The sequence below is a fragment of the Neptuniibacter halophilus genome (genome assembly GCF_030295765.1).
Classification (GTDB): domain Bacteria; phylum Pseudomonadota; class Gammaproteobacteria; order Pseudomonadales; family Balneatricaceae; genus Neptuniibacter; species Neptuniibacter halophilus.
The window spans coordinates 111,542-128,411 of the sequence record NZ_AP027293.1 but is presented as its reverse complement, the minus strand read 5'-3'; the positions used below and the strand labels follow the sequence as shown (position 1 = coordinate 128,411).

The following is a 16,870-nucleotide window of genomic DNA, read 5'->3' as shown; positions in this document are numbered from 1 at the left end:
GTTTATTCCCCATATTTTCCCGTTTTGTAGTCTTTCTTAAATGCCGAGGGCTCAGTGACAGATTGCCCGTAGGAGCCTGAATACCTTTCTTTAAATGACTGAGGCTTATCCGGGTCTTTGGGGGGAATGTAGGGTTTATCGGAGCGCTCCCTGAAAGCCTGCCTCCAGCCACTTTCGAATTCATAGCTTTCGGAGCTTGAGCCAGGATAGGGGTTGAGAAGCTTTCCTCGGATCTTGGAATAGCTGTTGTAGCCTTCATCGAAGACTGATTTCTTAGCAGCTTGTTTGATCTGGATCGCGCAATAGTTGTGGTAAGCATCATGGCCTTTTAGCCACTCTTGCTTGCGCTCTTCGGCATACGAATCAGGAGGGGTTTTCTTGCCGTCCTTTGCGGCTCTCCAGCCGGCGAGGGTGTCAGAATTAACCTGACCTTTGCATAGGAACTTTAATTCCTGAAACTCTCTTTTTTGCGTTAAGTCCATTGCCTTTCCTTGTGAACCACTGCGGCGAATAACCGAGAAACTATAGCCTATATACCGATTGAATGAAATTAATTGAGGAGGTTGAAAAGGGTTGATTTGTACCGTTAATTGGTACATTGTAAGGACATCCTACAAACCTACGAGATTAAGACTATGAGTACTGATACACAGATTTTGAATACGATCCTGGCTGCCCTGAATTTCTACTGCGAGGAAGGAATGGGGGAGCCGATGAATCGCTCTGACGCTATCCATGACATAGCGACTGACGGCGGTCACGAAACAAGTCTGGATGAGGAAATGATTGATGAGCTGATTAAGGATCTTAATACCGGTGAAATTGTTTTCATTGGATGCCAAGAGCTGAGCCGGGTATCGAACCAGTTGGTTAATGAGGTAATAGGGGCTGATGTGTTCTTGGAGCCTCTGGGGATCGGAACCCCTGAAGACATCGCCAGCGAAGAAAAGCGGGTTGAGGATGCGCAAGAAACTCTGAATCGAGTGGTCGCTGATCTTCAGCGTTGGGCTGGTAACCCAGTAAAAGAAATTAGCGACTCTGGAGCAGAGCAATGATTCAGAGCCCATACCACATGCGTGAAGGATTCATTCCCGTGGCAGCCGCTGTTCATGGTTTGCCACCGGAACTGGATCAAGTGTTAGAGACCATAGGGGCTAATACCCGTCAGGTATCCCAAGCGATCCCTGCGGGGCGTAAAGCGCAGTTTAGCCAGTACTTCACACCTTTAGCGATTGCCCGGCAGATGGCCGCGATGCTCGACATTCCAAATGGGGGAGTGCTGGGGGATGCTGGGGCAGGCACCGGTATACTCGGGCATTCCGCTTTGGCGTTAAATTACTGCAAACCTGCTTCAGCCAATAGTCAGCCCTATTCTCTGAAAGCATTTGAGATCGATGAAACCCTACATGCTCCGTTTTTGGCTAACCTATCTCGCGTTTCCGGGTTTGCCGTAGCTCAGGGCCACCAGCCGCCGCAAGTGGAACTGGAAACTGATTTCAATGCGGTAGCCGAAGAGCTGGGAGGGTTATTCGATACTGCCTCTCATACGCTGGATGCGGCCATATTGAACCCACCTTACCAGAAGCTCCCGGCGCAAAGCCCGGTTGCCAAATACCTGAAGTCCCGTGGCTTATCGGCCCCTAATCTCTATGCCGTATTCATGGTCCTTGCACTGGAAATGCTCAAGCCGGGTGGTGAGCTGGTGGCGTTGGTCCCGCGATCCTTCTCAAACGGGTTGTATTTCCGTTCTTTCCGCCGTTGGTTACGAGAGAACAGCAGTATCGAATGGGTGGTCCGTTTTCAATCTCGAAGCAACTTGTTTAAGGCCGATAACGTCTTGCAAGAAAATGTGATCATCAAGCTCCGTAAGGGCGCTCCTCAGGCCGAAAAGGTACGTGTCACCTTATGCGAAACCGCTGAGACAAAGCCCTTATATGAGCACCTGTTTGATTCTAAGCTAATGTTTGGCGCTGATTTAGAGAGCATATTCATGATGCCCGGATCGCAGCAGGAAGTAGAGGCCGTGCAAGCAATGCTGAACCAGCCTGAATCTCTGGAATCCCTCGGGCTGGGATTCTCTACTGGTAAAATTGAAGAACACCGATACCGGGAGCACATGCACCGGGGAGAAGAAGCCGGTAAGAGTGTTCCTCTCCTGTATGCTCATAACTGGGACCGTGGGGATGAAGCCGTTAAGTGGCCGATCCACCACCCCCGAAAGCCTGAACTGCTGAGCCAGAATGAATCCACCATCAACCGCATTTTGGAGCCTGGCACGTATTTGCTACTGAAGCGGATAAGCGCGAATGATGACAGAACAGGGCGTTGCCACCCGGCAATAGTTACTCATGCGCAATTTGCAGATCACGAAGGCTTTGCGCTGGAGAATCATGTCCAGTACCTGCATATGGACGGGAAGGGGATTACCTGCCAGCGACTGGCACGGGGGATGATGCGTTATCTGCAATCGGACACCGTTGAAATGGCCTTGCGGGTGATATCCGGGACAACGCAAATTAATAAAGCAGATTTTGAAGCGCTGCGCTTCCCCAGCTGGGCTGAACTGGTGGCTGCCGGGAGTTGATCAGGTGATGTATGTGACCGGTGTAGGCCGGTCACATATTACTTCGGGTTAAGGGTATGGCTATGGTCTTCGGATAATTCTTCAGAAGCCTTGTTGAGGGTTAATAATTACTTTCATCAGCATTCAAGGCCATTTTTCTCCATCCAGTGGTTCAAAGAGGCATTCTGCTTACTGTTCAGGCTGTTTTTAAGCTTTACCAGGTATGCACATAATTTTTCTTTATGATTTTTCTCGGGGAACCAATCATCCACTTGGTAACTGTCTATTGTCCCTTTCTCGCAAAATCTCTGGTAAATCATGTCTGCCATTGCTCTGTAGTGATCAGCAGCCCATAGCTGGTCTGGGCAATTAAACCCCGCTTTCTTTAGCACACCTGATAATTCATGAATGCCGTTGGTCCCGAGTATGTGCTTTGTGTCAGCATAATTAACACCAGAAAAAAAGAATGGCCCCGGAGATCTTCCAAAGCCACCCTCGAAAGTTTCTATGGCGTGCCAATCGCCAGTACCTTCTGCGTCTGCTGATGGGATATTCAAAGCGGCCAATCCAGTTAGATAATGCTCGAATGATGACTGAGATAAGTCGCAGGCTGCCATCTCATTAGGGCTGAATTCAGTTGTGACGAAGGGTTTTAATCTCTTCCGGCCTTTGACTGTAAGTCGGATCTGTTTATCTCGTTTATCGTCAGGGTCCAGCTTGGATGTTATCCAATTTTGATCGGTGAGCTTTTTCAAGGACCGGCTTAAGCGGCTCCCTGAGTAATGGTCATCACGAATTTCGCGCAGGGCTACCCATTGGCCGACTTTTGCATTAGCCAATTTAAGTAGGGTGTTAAATTCCCACACCTTTAGATCATTTACCTCGGGTGGGAGGTCTCTCTTTGAGAGGTCATACGGTGCGTTAATCATGGTCTGGCGAATAATTAGTTTCGATATCGGAATTATATTTGGAATTGAGTCAGACCACTATACTCCGGGTCGGAGCGGGTGGTGAGCCGTAGTCAGGAAGTAGATAAATGCTTGACGAGTACCGTTAAATGGTACAAAATGGAGGCTAATCCTACACACTCCTACGAGGAACCTTACTATGCCATCACATACTATTTTCGTTGCGTGTAAAAATGCTAATGGTGAAGCAGACATGTTCGTTTGCACTCTGGACGTTACTGAGTCTGATGTGGATCTGGGGAACCACTATGACTTGGCTGAGCAAGAAGCTGTTGAGTCGGGCTATGAAGGTCCATTTGTCTGCTTTGATGAACATGAACAGCATAACATTCTAAGGGTCACTGGTGACCTACCTAAGGCCCGTGATGTGCCAGCAATGAAGCCTGAAGAAATAACCACATTATCGAAGATCAACTCAGAGCATGAGGACATGTTTTCGTCCTATTCAGAGTGGAAGGACGTCGGCTATGACCTGAAAATGGCGCGTGGTTTTGTCTGGCTCCAGAATGACGCTGAAGATCATGCGCTCACATTGATTGATGATATGCCTTACCGGGGAACGACTTCGTTGATTACGCAAAGGCTGGTGGACACGTATTGTTAATGCCCTAGCACTGTATTCATGCATCGGCTACCATTGCCTGTATATAAATACAGTAGTGCTAGCCGATGTTAAAATTTATTCCAATTCGAGCCCAAGCCGGTATCACTGGCTTTGAAAGCCCTGCCGCCGAGTACTCAGAGCTGAGCCTTACCCTCGATCAGATATTGATTGATCACCCTTCTGCTAGTTATCTGGGCATCGTTGAGGGTCAATCTATGACGGGGGTTGGTATTTTCCCCGGAGATCTATTGGTAGTCTCCCGCGCTGAAACAGTGAAGAGTGGGGATGTTATTGTTGCCACCCTGAATGGAAACTTTGTCTGTAAGATCGCTGATATAGCAAACAGACGGCTCCTATCCTCTTCTGAGACCGATGAACCCTATCAGCTGAAGGAAGGGGATGATTTTATCGTAGAAGGCGTGGTAACCCGCTCAATACGTTTACACCGACCTTTAATCAGATCGCTGAACTGATAGCGTTGTGCTATTTTCCGTCATCTAAAAGGAGACAAGGATGATTAGCTTTATCACCGATCAGCAGAATAGAGAACCAGATATTCTATCCCAGCTGGTTCAGAAACCACTTCACTTACGCACTCTGGAAGGAATGCATTTAATGACAGTTCATGCGCCTGCTGGTGGATGGACCCACGACACGTTAACTGACCTGCGTTTCAACGAGCAGATTATTTCTGAGGGGGTGGATGCCTACCTGGATGATCAATGGGTTGGTAGCACGGAAGTCTGAAATAAACTGGATGGTATGATTTATGGGTATTGTCGGAAGAGACATTGGCAGTTCAATCAAACGGACATGTCCGGCGTGCGATCTCCCTGTGCATGTTGTTGTGGAGACCTTCAAGGAAGATGTGAATTTCTGTCCTCACTGCGGAGGGTCACTTGTTATAGAAGAATGGCCTGAAGACACGCAGGTATATATCTATCGCCTGGAGCAAGCAATCCAGTCATGGCGTACCCGAGAACATGGGCCAGGTAATCTGTATATGCTCAAGGTGAAACAGGCCGCTGAGCGATTGGCAGATAAGATCGTGCGAACCGACTACGATGACCCATCTGAAGGCGCTGCGCCTGCTCCTGTTCTGGAGCACGTAATTGTTCGAGTAGCAAAACAGCGCCTGGCTGAGTTAGAAGCTGCCGTTACAGCGCACAGCGATACTCCCGATCTGCTCAGTCAATTCTCCGAACTGACCGGGCTAACTGAACTGGCAAGGTTAAAGGAATCTGGGCTGTCTGAATTGGCTCTTAAGCAGCTCAATGACATCGATGCAAAGGCCTTGGAAATCATGGGGAGCTTGGCTAAGTAGATGGTTTTCATCTTAACCGGCCGGGATCTGTAGGACCACTATATGTTGCGCTTCACCAGCTGATGTTTAGCACAACATATAGTGGATGTCTGATCAGCTCCGAAAAGGGATGGGTGACTTCACCACCGCAATATCTGTTTCAGTAAAGCCATAGTCGCTATTGTGTTGGTCTATGGTGCGTTGAACAAATTCAGAGATAGATCTGGCAGCAAGGTCCTGGTTGGCTATGGGGCCGATGTGAATTCTTTTGATTGATTCAAGCGAGATATCAAGTTCAATGTATGGAATGAGCATGTTGCCCCTTGCCCGATAATGGATCTTCTTGGCCTCGGAAAAAGAATCAATGATGATCCGAGCTTCTTTTTCCTCCTGAAATCCATCGTGTTTAAATAGCGCTGCACGGGCGAGCAGTGAGCACAAAAACGAATCGGTTTGCTCTTGGGTATAGCCGCGACTGATTTCAAAGTCATTACTTACTGTCTCTATGGCTTCGGTGATAGCAGTTACTGCAGCCTGCTTTTGTGCCAGTGGTTCATAAATGCAGGTGGATAAGGTCTTGAACTCCTCAGAAAGCATCTCCTCATCGAACTCAATCGCATAATCTCCGTATGCTCTCCATTGACTAAGCAGGTCATGCTCTTGGCTAAGAGAGAACACAAAAATAGGGTCTTCTGAAGAGCCGAATAATTGGTGTTCTTGAATCAGGGTCAAAATGTAGTCTTTGGAGATATCGATATGATCCTGATGAGCAAGCAATGGCGTGGTAATTGGTGCCTTCAGTATCTCTTCGAAGATTTCAAATCCTTTAATTAGTTCCTGTGAATCATTCAAAAAACGGATATCGGTAAGCCAGATCTTCTGTTTGCTAATGATGGAATGTAGAGCATTTACATCTGTGTAGTGTAAGTAATTCATTTAGCTCGTTCCCTGTAGCCAGTGGTGTTTAGTACTGAATGGGTTGTTGCTGTAAGCGCCAGTTTTGCCGCTGTTGCTCATATTTAATCTGCTGCAGTTGAATGGAGTTTTGAATCTGCTGGGCCTGTAGCGCCTCTGAAGCCAGCTGTGCGTCATGCGCTGCCTTCTTCATCTGTTTCATCTGCTGAATATGTTGCTCTACATCTATCCGGCATCGGGCAAAATCGTTTGTATCAGCCTGAAAACCATATGCAAGGCATTTAGATTCAGCGATCGCCGGCACAGAGCACTGAGTTTCGGTATGCACGCCGCGTCGAGAAAGCTCTGCTGCGATATCGATGTTCTCCTCTTCGATATTGATCCAGTCACTGTATAGCGAAGTGGGGTTATAGAGTAGAGTGCATAGCTCCCAAGTCTCAAAGGTTGATGCGTTATCTTTGGTAACCAGTGCCATGCACCCAGATAACATCGTAGTAGCAACCCCAATGAAGAAAAGCTTTCTCATGATTCCTGTCCTCCCTTACGTGAAATAGGCTCCTGCAGGTGTTAGACGGAACCGGTCAGGTTCTGTTTGTAAAATGCTCTGATGCCGGCAGCCTTAATGATGGAGCCCCAGTCTTCGATCGTGTAAGTCCCGTTGGCAAGGCTGATGCGTAATCCTGGGATCTCATCGCCAGACAGCTTGCTGAGTTGTGCTTGAACGGTAGAAACCGGTAACCCTAACTCTTGGCTGATTTTGCGAGCTGATGGGTGCTCAAGTTTATCGATTGCACCCAGCACCATCCAGGTTCTACGCAAATCACCTTTAGGAAATGACATACTGATCCTCCTGTTTTGTAAGGTGCGGGGTTAACCGCACCGGATTGATAGAATTTTACTTTTGATTGCTGCTACATTCTGCTGGTGGCTTACTAAGCGTTTTTGTAGCGCCGCTACTGCTTCTTGTGCTTCCGGAAGCTGAGCATTGTACTTAGCTGAGTTTTTCCGAGCCCCCGATTTTTTCTTTGCAAGGATCTCTGCAATCACCTTGAGCATCCCTTCGGAATAAGGTTTACCGGTATATGCCATAAGCTGCATGCTGGTTTCAAATCCATGCTTAGTGAGAAACGGTAGCACTGTCTCTTCTATATCCATCTCTTCTGCTAAGTTGCTGCAGCGTTGCTCTACCTCGGTTTGGAGCTGCTGGATTAGCTCATTATTGGATAACCCTCCGTTGCGCTCACGTTCAATAGCTTCACGGTCCATCTGATCTTTGGCACGTTGCACTTCTTGTTCTGCGTGCCTTGCTTCTCTCACCAATCGACGCTGACCATCGATCAGGCCTTGATCCCCTGTTTTTTTCAGGCAATCAATGCCCACAATAGAGACCTTCCCATCAGCACTCTTTATAAAGTTCCGGTGTTTAATCGTCGTGCCGCAGTGTTCACACCAAAAGATCTCGCCTTTATCCAGGGCGCTTTGCTTTGGTGTGATTAGATGGAATGGTGCTTTCCCGAGTCCAGACAGTTCAAAAGTGTGCATAATAAATTCTCGTAGGTGATGTAGGATTAGTGGGTATTTTGTACCAAAGAACGGTACAGGTCAACCCAATTTCAACGAGAATATAAATAGCTAGATGAACATGCGGGAGCAGGCAGTGGAGTCTCTAAAAGGTTAAGGCGAGCAAAGATCTGCAGTATTCCAGGTTGCCTGTAGTGAAAAGCTCCCTCCAGCCAGCATGGTAAACGACACTTCTACTGTAGGGCTGATTGTTACAGGAAGTGGATCGAAACCACACGCAGATGCTTTGGCAGCGTCGAGCAAGTTTTTCGATACTTCACGCGCCAATTCTTCCAATTGTTTTTCCATATTTTCAGCTGGTGAAAAGATACCCCTGAGGAAGTCATTGCTCACTGCAACTACCTGCACTGAATCACCTAGCTTCAGTGGTTGAGACAAGGCTGTTTTTTTGTCTGGGTACATCCCTTTAACAACCCCAGAGCCACTTGTAAGCATGTAAATCTCGTTAGTCGAATCCTGAGTGCCGGGTGATACCGGAACAAATCGGATCTGGTTGTTTTCATCCAGTACAACCTGCCCATTTTCGACTTGAGCAGAGTAGCTTTGACCAGAAATAATCAAAAGGATTGAAGCGGAAACAGCGCAGAAGGAGCGGCGATGTTTAGCTAGAAAGGAAAATATAACAGACATGACAATCTTCCCTGACTAATTGTATTCCTGATCAGTATAGAACAGTCTTCGTGCAGGGAGATGATGGCGCTTGGATCGTTATTGAGTGATTTTGTGCTGGGCTGGGAAACAGAGGAGGGATCACGCCCACTGGCGCGATCCTGTGCTTAAAGAGATGCCATAATTTCTCTGATACGCTGATTACGTTGCCTCCAAAAAGGGATCATTTTGGAAAAATGGTAGAGCGTATAAATGAGTGTCGCCCCTAGTAAGCTGAGACTAATCATGACAGCCGGTGTAGTAAAACTGCGACCCTCAAAAGAACCTGTGTTGGCAGCAAGTATCAGAAAGTGGATCGTGAAATAAGATAGTGTCCCGAGAAAAAAAAGTATCGCACAGCCTACTTTCACGCGAAACAATGCAGGGGACGTTTTAATCTCAGTTTCGAGGATCGTTTTTTGTATTTGTAATCCAGCGTGCTGGTCTACGCGCTTCTCCATGACTGACCCTCCGTTCTTGATGCAATGATCGTTGTGCCAAAAAATCTTACAGCACGGTGCTTAAAAGGGCTAGAACCTCAAAGAGCAGCTTTACCGGGGCCAAGCAGTTCAGAAGTATGCATATCAAAACCTCGTAGGGATGTAGGATTGGTCTGATTGTGTACTGTTTATTAGTGCAATTCAATAGTGATGCTGAAGATTTTAACTTTACATCGTACTGTTAAATGGTACGATGTTGGTATATCAAACCTGTCCTACCGGGTGCCTACGAGGAACAAGCTATGTCATATGTAATGCCACAAACCGGCCTCTCTGCTCATAAACCAGAAATCGTGACAAAAAATCTGGCTTTGAATCATGCCAACGGAAATCGAAAAGTCCGGATCAGTTCTAACTTTCTGCGCCTGATGGGGTTTGAGCCAGGCCAGCGACTAACAACCATTGCCCATGACAGGCTTTTGGATGGATTTACAATCGTTCCAGACCAAGCGGGTGCCCAGCAGGTGTACTCACGGACCTATAACCGGCAGAGAACCAATAAGCCACTCGAAGCGCTGGTGGAGTTCGGTGGGCAGAAACTTCTGAATGACTGCATACCGCAATATACCGAAAGGTTCCATGCGGAGATGCGGCAGGGCCAAATCATCATTAAACCTCTGGCGAACCGCGTGCATGCAATCCACACTCGGCTGCGTAAATCCGATCCATGGTCTGGATCAGCATGTCGTAAAAGTGTCAAAAGAAGACCTTTAGCCTTCTCTGTGTATCCTGAGATTGTGCAACAGTTATTTTCGTTATCTTTGGATTCATATAAAGCCCTCACCACCCAAAAAGTATTAGATAAATATTTGGTGCGGTCTTCTTTAGCCTAATTGAAGCCAGGGGCCAATTGCATTGAAGGGCATTCCATAACTTCAGCTCTATTCATCAACTGTAAATTAAATTCCATTGGATCTAATGTACCCCCCAATGAACAATCAACTCGAAGATCATTCAAAATAAATCCGGCCAGAGCTGAATTGGTTTGTATGTTGCGTACGGGCTCATCTGATAAGCCCAAATCGACACGTAAGGTTTCTGGATAGGAGCTTTTGCTATGAGGAGCGATCGTTAAATTTACTTGCGTTAACCACTCTATGTCCTGTTCTTTAGAGGCTTTAACCTGCAGCGAACGTTCGCTTAGTGGGTTAATAACTCGCCCAAAAATGAAGTTCCTAAAGCCATTGTTCTTGTAGCAAAAAGCTCTGAAGTACCATTTAGAACCGTTACGGAAAACGGAATGCGGAGTTACCCATCGTTTTGAAATACCCGATGTGCCTGAAGCGTATTCAATCTGAACTTCATACCTATTAGTAATCGCTCTCGTGATGGCTGCAACACTTTCAGCATCAAGTTTTGCAATGAAAGCAGGAACCCCTTCAGGGCCGTAGGTTTGTCTGTTTATTTTCTGTTGCACATGCCCATAAGCTAAAAGCTCAAGTGCAACTTCAGGTGAATGATCTACCAGTGGCTTAAAACTATCCGTAGCGATATACGCTCGCTTATCCACCTTGTAAAACATGTTTTCTGGATAGGCTTCTCTGTACTGCTTCAAAATTCTGCTTGAAGTCGCTGTACTCACATCAAAGTGCTCAATCAACTCAGAACGCCCTACAGCTCCCCAAAAGTAGAGGTATTGATCAATCAATTGTATACGTGGATCCAGAAACATTTATCTATCGCCTATCATTATGATGCCTAGTATCATTATAAACTGTATATATATCATCTACCATATCATTTGATACCCTAATACAATACAAACTCGTTATCTGTCCAAGGGAAAGGTCGATGTTTGAACCTCTTAGACTTGTTCGTGCTCTCTCTCAAAACTTCGTGTTTATTCGTGAAATGTTAGACCGACACCAGCAAGGGGCTTTTTCATTTGATGAAGCTGTTTACACAATGGCACGTGTAAACCCTGACTCATCCAAAACTGATCACATAGAGCAGGTTGAGAAATTACGTAGTAATGAGTTGCTGATTAACTTCGCTCGATCTGATCAGCTGCAAATCAATGATGATGTCCGGATCTTTATTGAAGCCTTGATGTGTGAATATCAACTCGGCCTCATTGAAGAACTTCATGGATATATCAAAGATGTTCGTCGGCGCGTGGAACAGTTAGAAGAGGGTTACAGGAACTATGATAGTGAGCTTTTTGAGAAGTCAGCAAGACTGTTAGATGGCCGGTTGCGCCACATAACTCGATACATGGAAAAGAATGAGCAGGCCATTGCTGATTTAGTAACAGATGCTAAAAGTAGAGATATAGAAGTCGGTGCTCAAAAACGATATGAACAGGTTTTAGAGGCATGGGATCTATATTTAGATCCATTGATATCGATGGTTAAGCCGGAAGGCGAATTCTCTTCGACTATTGATATGGCAAAGAAAACGATCATCGCATTACAACAAGATTCCACTATCACAGGTAATTTAATTAGCCACTCACATGGCTTATCGCACGTTATTGCGCGAACAAATGACCTAATCAAGCTAAGCAGGGATACATTGCAGCGCTCGGTTGAAAGGGTAAAACCTCTCAAAGATGAAATAAGGCAAAACAGCGCATACACCAAAGCTATTGCTAACAATTTGCGTAGATTCGAGAAAGGTCAATTAAACCTAGATAAGGCTCTTTCTGGATTTCTTGCTGGTTCTACCAATACGGCGCTTGTCTCTTCCACTACTGCAATAGAACAGTTTTACGAACGTGCTTCAGAATTTGAATCCGATGATGAACCCACTATAGATTTATCGCCGGTTCTAGAAGAAGGCAACGTACTCTTAGATTTCGATTCTTTGTTAGAAGAATTGAAAACCGCACTTCCAGTATCCGACCTGATGGCGTGGCTAAATGATCATTACGGTCATTGTGCAGATCGCCAGTTGATTCGTGCCTACTACAAACTTAAAGAAATTCAAGCATTCGAATTAGAGCGTACCACGCAAAGAGCAGGTTACGATCTTCAAGAAGTGATCTTCGAAACATACAGTTGCAAAGTTACAGGGAGAAATCCGGAGTGAATATAGATTTAAAAGCGCTTCCGAATGCATCAGATATCATCGATCGCATGACACGCAACGGATACCACATAAGTCGATCAGATAATGTTTTGTTCACTGAACTCGATCAATTCCAAGACCAGTATAAAGCTATATTTGCGCTCTTAGGATATGAGTTGAATCATGATCCACACGGCTTCATTTATCTCAGCGGAAAAGAGTCAGGAAATCTCAACAAAAGCACAAGAGAAATGGCTTTGACTGTGTGGACATTGGTAGAGCTGCTTACCAACAAGGGCTATGAAGCGATAAGTTATATCACGCAATCACCTATAACTCGCGAACTCATCAGAGAACAGTTCGATTCAAATAAGATGCTTTTAGAACAAGGGGGCATCGGTAACGAAGAAACCTTGATGGATAAGTACCACAGACTTAAGCGATCTGGGTTTTGCGACACTGATGGGGTTCAATTCTATTTTAGAGCGCCAGTGCAACGGTTTCTGCAAGCTGCAGTAAACCTACAAAACGAACAAGAAAAAAAGTCTGATAAGGATATGGAGGTAGATCATGTTTGAGAATGGTATGCGTAAATTAATGCTCTTAAATGTGGGTACCTATGATTATGCGGAAATTCCTTTAGATAGAAGCTTGTCGCTGCATATTAGAAACAATAAAGGAAAAACTACCTTGCTTAATGCGATCTCCTATATCTTGATCGCAGATCAGTCATTGCTCTCCTTCGATGGATATAGCACGGAAGAGTCTCGCAAATTCTATTTCCGATCTTCACACTCGTACATTGCGATGGAAATACAAGTGCCAGCTGGGCTGTTTGTCATTTTTGTATGTAAAGATACATTGAACGACACCCTTAAATACTTTGTATATAAGGGGAAATTAGACGTTCACGACTTCATGGATGATGGTAAACCTGTCACCGTTCAAAATATCGCTGCGCACTTAGCTAGCAAGGGTATGATTGCCGCATCTTTGAAGCCTAAAGAACTAACCTCTCTACTAGCTGGTGGAACAAACAAATTCTCAGCCCAATACCCGATTACGATCTTTCCGTTAAACCAACAAAGCCAGAAGCATAACTTCCAAACGGTACAACGTAAGCTTCTGCAACTGAGTGATATCAGCAGTCATGAGATAAAGCAGTATTTAATGGCGATCATTCACCGTCAAACAGTCGATGATAAGCTAGATATGCAAAGGCTATGGACAGAGGCTTTCAAGGACGTAGACATCCAAATCAGGGAATTAAAGGCCGTAAAGGCTAATCAGGAAGCTACTGAAAAGGCTCGCATAGAATACCAAAAGCTTAGGCAGCTAAGAGGCAAGGTATCGATGGTGGGTCAGGGTATTGATGATGCCTTGAGAAACTTTTCATCATGGCATCAAGGTGAAAAAGATCGCTTGCAGAAAGAGGAGCAGCACTACAGGGGCGAATCCAAGGAGTCATTGGCCAAGATCACTGATATAGGCAAACGTATATCGGGATTGGAATCTGAGCGTGACGAGTTAGATAAAAAAAAGGAAAAGCTTGCCAACTTGAAAACTGAATTTCAGTTAATCACATCTGAATCTCAGATGACGGCTGACGTAGATCAAAAGCGAGCACTCTACAAAGCGATGCTTCAGCTGGAGAAAAGGGATGTTCGACCAATCAGCGTTATTAGGTCTGACTTGAACCAAACGCGTAAAGAAATTGGGAAGATAACAAGACGAATAGAGAGCATTGGGCATAGCTTGTTAGATGCTTTGTATGAAGAATTACCAAAAGATGAAGCAGAGCAGCTTAGCAAGATTGCGAGCACAGAGATGTTAGCGCTTTCGACTAAACATGATGTGAAGATTACTGATCCTAGCCTGTTCTCAAACTTTTTGAGCGGTGAGATTGCTGATACAGGTATCTTTGACCGTAATGAGCTTAATCTCCCAGGTGTGAAGATTAGCCTTTCATCCTTACCTATTCACAAACCATCAGATGACCCTTTAGAGCTGCAGAAAGCCATAGAAGAATACGAAAGGAAAGCGATTGACTTGCAAGGCGAGCTAACCGCTGCTGAATCTAATGCTGACATAGAACAGAAACAGCGAAATGCAGAAGAAGCATTGAATCAGTCTAAGTTAGCATTGAGTAGATATAAAGACTATCAAATACTTTTAGCGAGTGAGGCTGAAGACAAAGAGAAATTCAGTTCAATCGAATCGAGCATCATTGAGCTGGAAAGTGACAAAACAAATCTATCCACATTAATTGCAAATTTTAATGAACAAATTATTAACATTGGGCAACAGTTATCAGGACTTGATCAGAAAAAAAGGCAATTAGATAAGCTAATTGGTAAAAGAATTGACCTAACTCTGCAGCATCTTAACCCTGATTATGCCGATGATGTTGAGCCTATCATTGTTACTCCTGAAAATTTGGTTGAGATACTCGATCAATATAACTCTGATTGCCAAGCTATCAAGTCAGGTTTCATTCAAATTGGCTCTAATTTGAGTAAGCTTCAGGAACAAGGCTTACATCGATTTGATCATGTAAATCCTTTAGAGGAACGCTTAGAAAAACTGATAGAGCTAACAAACAATCTCGACAACGAAGAGCGTATATTGAATAAATCCGTCGAAGCAGCTTTAGCTACCGTGGGTAGTGGCCTTAAAACGTTGTCAGATGATTTAGAAGCCTTTACTCGTGAGTTAAATGCCTTTAACAGACGTATCAATAAACGAAAAATAAGCGATCTCGAAAAGTTCAAAGTAGAGGTTGTCGAAAATACAGCAATCGTCCCTCAAATAAGAGCCGTACTAGAACAAGTTAATCAAGTGGAAGCCGGTGAAACCTTAGATCTTCTTGCTGATCGAAGTGAAAACCACAAAATGCTAGAAAAAGCCAAAGACACACTTTTTCAGCACTACACTCAGGCCGGTGGCATTCGTTTAGCTGATTTGTTTTCTCTTTGTTACGTAGTGAAAAAAACAGGCGAACAAGAACATCGCGTGACTGATATCAATAAAGCAGGATCTACTGGCACAAAGGCCACTATTCAGTTGATTCTAGGCATGAACCTGCTGTATCAGATGTATGGTGATTCTAAGACTACTTACCGCTCTATATTAGTTCTGGATGAAGCGGCTAGATTAGATGACCAAAACCAGAAATCATTGGTAAACATTGCAGAAAGCTATGGATTTAGTTTGGCTATGGCTTCTGTGGAAGCACAAACAACCTGTCATTACTCGATCCAGATCAGGTTGACTCCCAATGATCGTTGCATCATTACTCCAGATTCTTGGGATGTGATTAAACCTAGAAAGACGGAAATTATTGAAGGGACTGCTGCTTGATGGACATCGATCGCGATCAGTACCACATTCTTAAACAGATTTCTCAAGGCCCCGTTGCTATTAGCAAATGCAAAAAACGTCATAGAGAATGGTTAGATACGCTTTGTCTATCAACAGCTTTGCTGGAAAAGGTTAAAGCGGGTGCGGGAGCCCATTATAAGAAGGGGGAAGGCCTACAAACTTTCCTTCAGGGTATGAACGATCAGTTTGATTTGGAATATGAAGATTTGTCTGAGAAGGCCCAGAATCTGGCTGATGGCAAAGAGACTAAGAATCGTAGAACTGCCCAGCAAGTAATGTATCTCCATCTTAAAACCCTTAAGCCTGATATCTTTGCCATTCATCGAAGAAAACAAATAAATCTGTCGAACTTAACCGCTTTATGTGGTGTGGCTGGAATAGAAGTAACGCCTGATGATGATTGGAGATTTATTCGTCAAGGTGAAGCACCGGTATTGCTATTGGTCGAAAATAGGCAGCTGTTTATCGATTTAGATTGGATAGAAAAGGTTACTGAAACTGATGTAATTCTTCAGTATCCAGGTGTACTCTCTGGGCCTTTTAAGTCTTGGTTATCTCAACAACGATTTAAGAAGATCATTCATTTCCCTGATTATGATGGGATCGGTTTGAGGGAGCACCTTCGGCTACGGAACGCCTTGAATGGTAAGGGTGTAGAATTCCTATTATTGGATGAATTCAAAGATCTGATTACTAAATGGGGTACATCCAGTATCTTTTTGAAAGACAAAAATCATGAGGCTTTTATTAAAGCCGCAAAAACTATTGAAGAGAACGATAGCTTAATAGGCTTACGCCCTTTGACACACCTTATGCAAGAGCTAGGTAAAGCATTGGAGCAAGAAGGAGTTGAATTGCTAAATTGAATGATCTGACACAACGATACAAAGGTATTCTCTCAGAGATCACAGATGATCTTGAATGGACAGTAAAGGATCTTTTTTCAGGTGTATTTCTACCTGTCCCTTTTGAGGCTTATGCTGAAGCATCTCCTAAGGTTCTCTTCGTAGGCAGGGAAACGGCTGGTTGGAATACCAATAACCACCGTAATACGCTTGAGCGAATCGTAAAGGCCAATAAAGAAGGCAACCTTGATCAAATTATTGAAGAGGCAATTCATCGCTACAGTTGGCACTTGAAAACAGGCCCTGACGGTGAGATGAAACGCAAAATTAGCAGCCATCTAAAGAGATATTATCTAGAGGTCGCTGAAGGCTTAAATTTACCGCCTGAAGGCATGATTTACTCGAACATCTTCGCTTGGGACTATAACAAGAAAAGCCCTAATAAATTACCCAAGGGTATATGGATGCAAGCAATAAGAGCCCGATAACTGCCCAGCTAGAAAAGTTTTTTACAAACGAAGCAGCGAAAGCTAACGGCATTGATAAATTGCAA

20 protein-coding genes are annotated in these 16,870 nt (G+C 44.7%); 12 read left to right on the top strand and 8 right to left on the bottom strand.

Going from position 1 to position 16,870, the window contains the following annotated elements; genetic code table 11:
- Positions 1-2: 2 nt before the first annotated feature.
- On the bottom strand, positions 3-599 hold the full coding sequence (locus QUD59_RS19000; protein ID WP_286241154.1) for a hypothetical protein: 597 nt from the start codon (positions 597-599) through the stop codon (positions 3-5).
- A 36-nt stretch (positions 600-635) separates the two neighbouring features.
- Here QUD59_RS19000 and QUD59_RS18995 point away from each other — a divergent pair, with 36 nt between their 5' ends.
- On the top strand, positions 636-1,055 hold the full coding sequence (locus tag QUD59_RS18995) for a hypothetical protein (RefSeq protein WP_286241153.1): 420 nt from the start codon (positions 636-638) through the stop codon (positions 1,053-1,055).
- Positions 1,052-2,584, top strand: coding sequence for an Eco57I restriction-modification methylase domain-containing protein (locus QUD59_RS18990; protein ID WP_286241152.1), 1,533 nt, complete (start codon positions 1,052-1,054; stop codon positions 2,582-2,584). The genes QUD59_RS18995 and QUD59_RS18990 overlap by 4 nt, the downstream gene beginning before the upstream one ends.
- A gap of 116 nt (positions 2,585-2,700) precedes the next feature.
- Here QUD59_RS18990 and QUD59_RS18985 read toward each other — a convergent pair whose 3' ends face one another.
- Positions 2,701-3,429: a MarR family winged helix-turn-helix transcriptional regulator gene (locus QUD59_RS18985; protein ID WP_286241151.1), complete on the bottom strand. Its 729-nt coding sequence runs from the start codon at positions 3,427-3,429 to the stop codon at positions 2,701-2,703.
- Between the two features lie 241 nt (positions 3,430-3,670).
- Between QUD59_RS18985 and QUD59_RS18980 the strand changes: the two genes are divergently transcribed.
- The 4 genes from QUD59_RS18980 to QUD59_RS18965 all read left to right on the top strand — a co-directional run bounded on the left by QUD59_RS18980 (position 3,671) and on the right by QUD59_RS18965 (position 5,459).
- Positions 3,671-4,135 carry a hypothetical protein gene (locus QUD59_RS18980; RefSeq protein ID WP_286241150.1) on the top strand — a complete coding sequence of 155 codons (465 nt, stop codon included), beginning with the start codon at positions 3,671-3,673 and terminating at the stop codon, positions 4,133-4,135.
- Between the two features lie 65 nt (positions 4,136-4,200).
- Positions 4,201-4,608 carry a LexA family protein gene (locus QUD59_RS18975; RefSeq protein WP_286241149.1) on the top strand — a complete coding sequence of 136 codons (408 nt, stop codon included), beginning with the start codon at positions 4,201-4,203 and terminating at the stop codon, positions 4,606-4,608.
- 40 nt (positions 4,609-4,648) lie between these two features.
- Positions 4,649-4,882, top strand: a complete 234-nt coding sequence (locus QUD59_RS18970) for a hypothetical protein (RefSeq protein ID WP_286241148.1) — start codon at positions 4,649-4,651, stop codon at positions 4,880-4,882.
- A gap of 22 nt (positions 4,883-4,904) precedes the next feature.
- Positions 4,905-5,459, top strand: coding sequence for a zinc ribbon domain-containing protein (locus QUD59_RS18965; protein WP_286241147.1), 555 nt, complete (start codon positions 4,905-4,907; stop codon positions 5,457-5,459).
- Positions 5,460-5,552: 93 nt separating this feature from the next.
- On the opposite strand, the gene QUD59_RS18960 is transcribed toward QUD59_RS18965, so the two are convergent.
- The 5 genes from QUD59_RS18960 to QUD59_RS18940 all read right to left on the bottom strand — a co-directional run bounded on the left by QUD59_RS18960 (position 5,553) and on the right by QUD59_RS18940 (position 8,564).
- Positions 5,553-6,374, bottom strand: a complete 822-nt coding sequence (locus tag QUD59_RS18960) for a DUF2971 domain-containing protein (protein ID WP_286241146.1) — start codon at positions 6,372-6,374, stop codon at positions 5,553-5,555.
- 28 nt (positions 6,375-6,402) lie between these two features.
- Positions 6,403-6,879, bottom strand: a complete 477-nt coding sequence (locus QUD59_RS18955; protein ID WP_286241145.1) for a hypothetical protein — start codon at positions 6,877-6,879, stop codon at positions 6,403-6,405.
- Between the two features lie 41 nt (positions 6,880-6,920).
- Complete coding sequence (locus QUD59_RS18950) at positions 6,921-7,193, bottom strand: MarR family transcriptional regulator (protein WP_286241144.1); 273 nt, start codon at positions 7,191-7,193, stop codon at positions 6,921-6,923.
- A gap of 30 nt (positions 7,194-7,223) precedes the next feature.
- Positions 7,224-7,895, bottom strand: coding sequence for a hypothetical protein (locus tag QUD59_RS18945; protein ID WP_286241143.1), 672 nt, complete (start codon positions 7,893-7,895; stop codon positions 7,224-7,226).
- 132 nt (positions 7,896-8,027) lie between these two features.
- A complete protein-coding gene (locus QUD59_RS18940; RefSeq protein WP_286241142.1) occupies positions 8,028-8,564 on the bottom strand; it encodes a hypothetical protein in 537 nt (178 codons plus the stop codon).
- Positions 8,565-9,324: 760 nt separating this feature from the next.
- On the opposite strand from QUD59_RS18940, the gene QUD59_RS18935 reads away from it, so the two are divergent.
- Entirely contained in the window at positions 9,325-9,915 is a 591-nt protein-coding gene (locus tag QUD59_RS18935; RefSeq protein WP_286241141.1) for a hypothetical protein, read from the top strand.
- Here the strand turns inward: QUD59_RS18935 and QUD59_RS18930 are convergent.
- The gene (locus QUD59_RS18930) at positions 9,912-10,754 is read right to left on the bottom strand and encodes a BrxR family helix-turn-helix transcriptional regulator (RefSeq protein ID WP_286241140.1); all 843 of its coding nucleotides are present in this window, start codon (positions 10,752-10,754) and stop codon (positions 9,912-9,914) included. The two genes, QUD59_RS18935 and QUD59_RS18930, sit on opposite strands and share 4 nt — an antisense overlap.
- A gap of 119 nt (positions 10,755-10,873) precedes the next feature.
- Between QUD59_RS18930 and QUD59_RS18925 the strand changes: the two genes are divergently transcribed.
- The 5 genes from QUD59_RS18925 to QUD59_RS18905 are packed head-to-tail and all read left to right on the top strand — an operon-like array spanning position 10,874 to position 16,805.
- A complete protein-coding gene (locus QUD59_RS18925) occupies positions 10,874-12,112 on the top strand; it encodes an MksB family condensin complex protein (protein WP_286241139.1) in 1,239 nt (412 codons plus the stop codon).
- Positions 12,109-12,669 carry a condensin complex protein MksE gene (locus QUD59_RS18920; RefSeq protein ID WP_286241138.1) on the top strand — a complete coding sequence of 187 codons (561 nt, stop codon included), beginning with the start codon at positions 12,109-12,111 and terminating at the stop codon, positions 12,667-12,669. The genes QUD59_RS18925 and QUD59_RS18920 overlap by 4 nt, the downstream gene beginning before the upstream one ends.
- On the top strand, positions 12,662-15,451 hold the full coding sequence (locus QUD59_RS18915; RefSeq protein ID WP_286241137.1) for a hypothetical protein: 2,790 nt from the start codon (positions 12,662-12,664) through the stop codon (positions 15,449-15,451). The genes QUD59_RS18920 and QUD59_RS18915 overlap by 8 nt, the downstream gene beginning before the upstream one ends.
- A complete protein-coding gene (locus tag QUD59_RS18910) occupies positions 15,451-16,338 on the top strand; it encodes a hypothetical protein (RefSeq protein ID WP_286241136.1) in 888 nt (295 codons plus the stop codon). Before QUD59_RS18915 ends, QUD59_RS18910 begins: the two co-directional genes overlap by 1 nt.
- Positions 16,335-16,805, top strand: coding sequence for a hypothetical protein (locus tag QUD59_RS18905; RefSeq protein WP_286241135.1), 471 nt, complete (start codon positions 16,335-16,337; stop codon positions 16,803-16,805). Before QUD59_RS18910 ends, QUD59_RS18905 begins: the two co-directional genes overlap by 4 nt.
- Positions 16,806-16,870 lie beyond the last annotated feature (65 nt).

Excerpts from the sequence above, each read along its gene's own strand:
- QUD59_RS19000 (WP_286241154.1), bottom strand. The coding sequence starts at position 599 with ATGTACCAATTAACGGTACAAATCAACCCTTTTCAACCTCCTCAATTA.
- QUD59_RS18995 (WP_286241153.1), top strand. The coding sequence starts at position 636 with ATGAGTACTGATACACAGATTTTGAATACGATCCTGGCTGCCCTGAAT.
- QUD59_RS18990 (WP_286241152.1), top strand. The coding sequence starts at position 1,052 with ATGATTCAGAGCCCATACCACATGCGTGAAGGATTCATTCCCGTGGCA.
- QUD59_RS18980 (WP_286241150.1), top strand. The coding sequence starts at position 3,671 with ATGCCATCACATACTATTTTCGTTGCGTGTAAAAATGCTAATGGTGAA.
- QUD59_RS18975 (WP_286241149.1), top strand. The coding sequence starts at position 4,201 with ATGTTAAAATTTATTCCAATTCGAGCCCAAGCCGGTATCACTGGCTTT.
- QUD59_RS18970 (WP_286241148.1), top strand. The coding sequence starts at position 4,649 with ATGATTAGCTTTATCACCGATCAGCAGAATAGAGAACCAGATATTCTA.
- QUD59_RS18965 (WP_286241147.1), top strand. The coding sequence starts at position 4,905 with ATGGGTATTGTCGGAAGAGACATTGGCAGTTCAATCAAACGGACATGT.
- QUD59_RS18960 (WP_286241146.1), bottom strand. The coding sequence starts at position 6,374 with ATGAATTACTTACACTACACAGATGTAAATGCTCTACATTCCATCATT.
- QUD59_RS18955 (WP_286241145.1), bottom strand. The coding sequence starts at position 6,879 with ATGAGAAAGCTTTTCTTCATTGGGGTTGCTACTACGATGTTATCTGGG.
- QUD59_RS18950 (WP_286241144.1), bottom strand. The coding sequence starts at position 7,193 with ATGTCATTTCCTAAAGGTGATTTGCGTAGAACCTGGATGGTGCTGGGT.
- QUD59_RS18945 (WP_286241143.1), bottom strand. The coding sequence starts at position 7,895 with ATGCACACTTTTGAACTGTCTGGACTCGGGAAAGCACCATTCCATCTA.
- QUD59_RS18940 (WP_286241142.1), bottom strand. The coding sequence starts at position 8,564 with ATGTCTGTTATATTTTCCTTTCTAGCTAAACATCGCCGCTCCTTCTGC.
- QUD59_RS18935 (WP_286241141.1), top strand. The coding sequence starts at position 9,325 with ATGTCATATGTAATGCCACAAACCGGCCTCTCTGCTCATAAACCAGAA.
- QUD59_RS18930 (WP_286241140.1), bottom strand. The coding sequence starts at position 10,754 with ATGTTTCTGGATCCACGTATACAATTGATTGATCAATACCTCTACTTT.
- QUD59_RS18925 (WP_286241139.1), top strand. The coding sequence starts at position 10,874 with ATGTTTGAACCTCTTAGACTTGTTCGTGCTCTCTCTCAAAACTTCGTG.
- QUD59_RS18915 (WP_286241137.1), top strand. The coding sequence starts at position 12,662 with ATGTTTGAGAATGGTATGCGTAAATTAATGCTCTTAAATGTGGGTACC.
- QUD59_RS18910 (WP_286241136.1), top strand. The coding sequence starts at position 15,451 with ATGGACATCGATCGCGATCAGTACCACATTCTTAAACAGATTTCTCAA.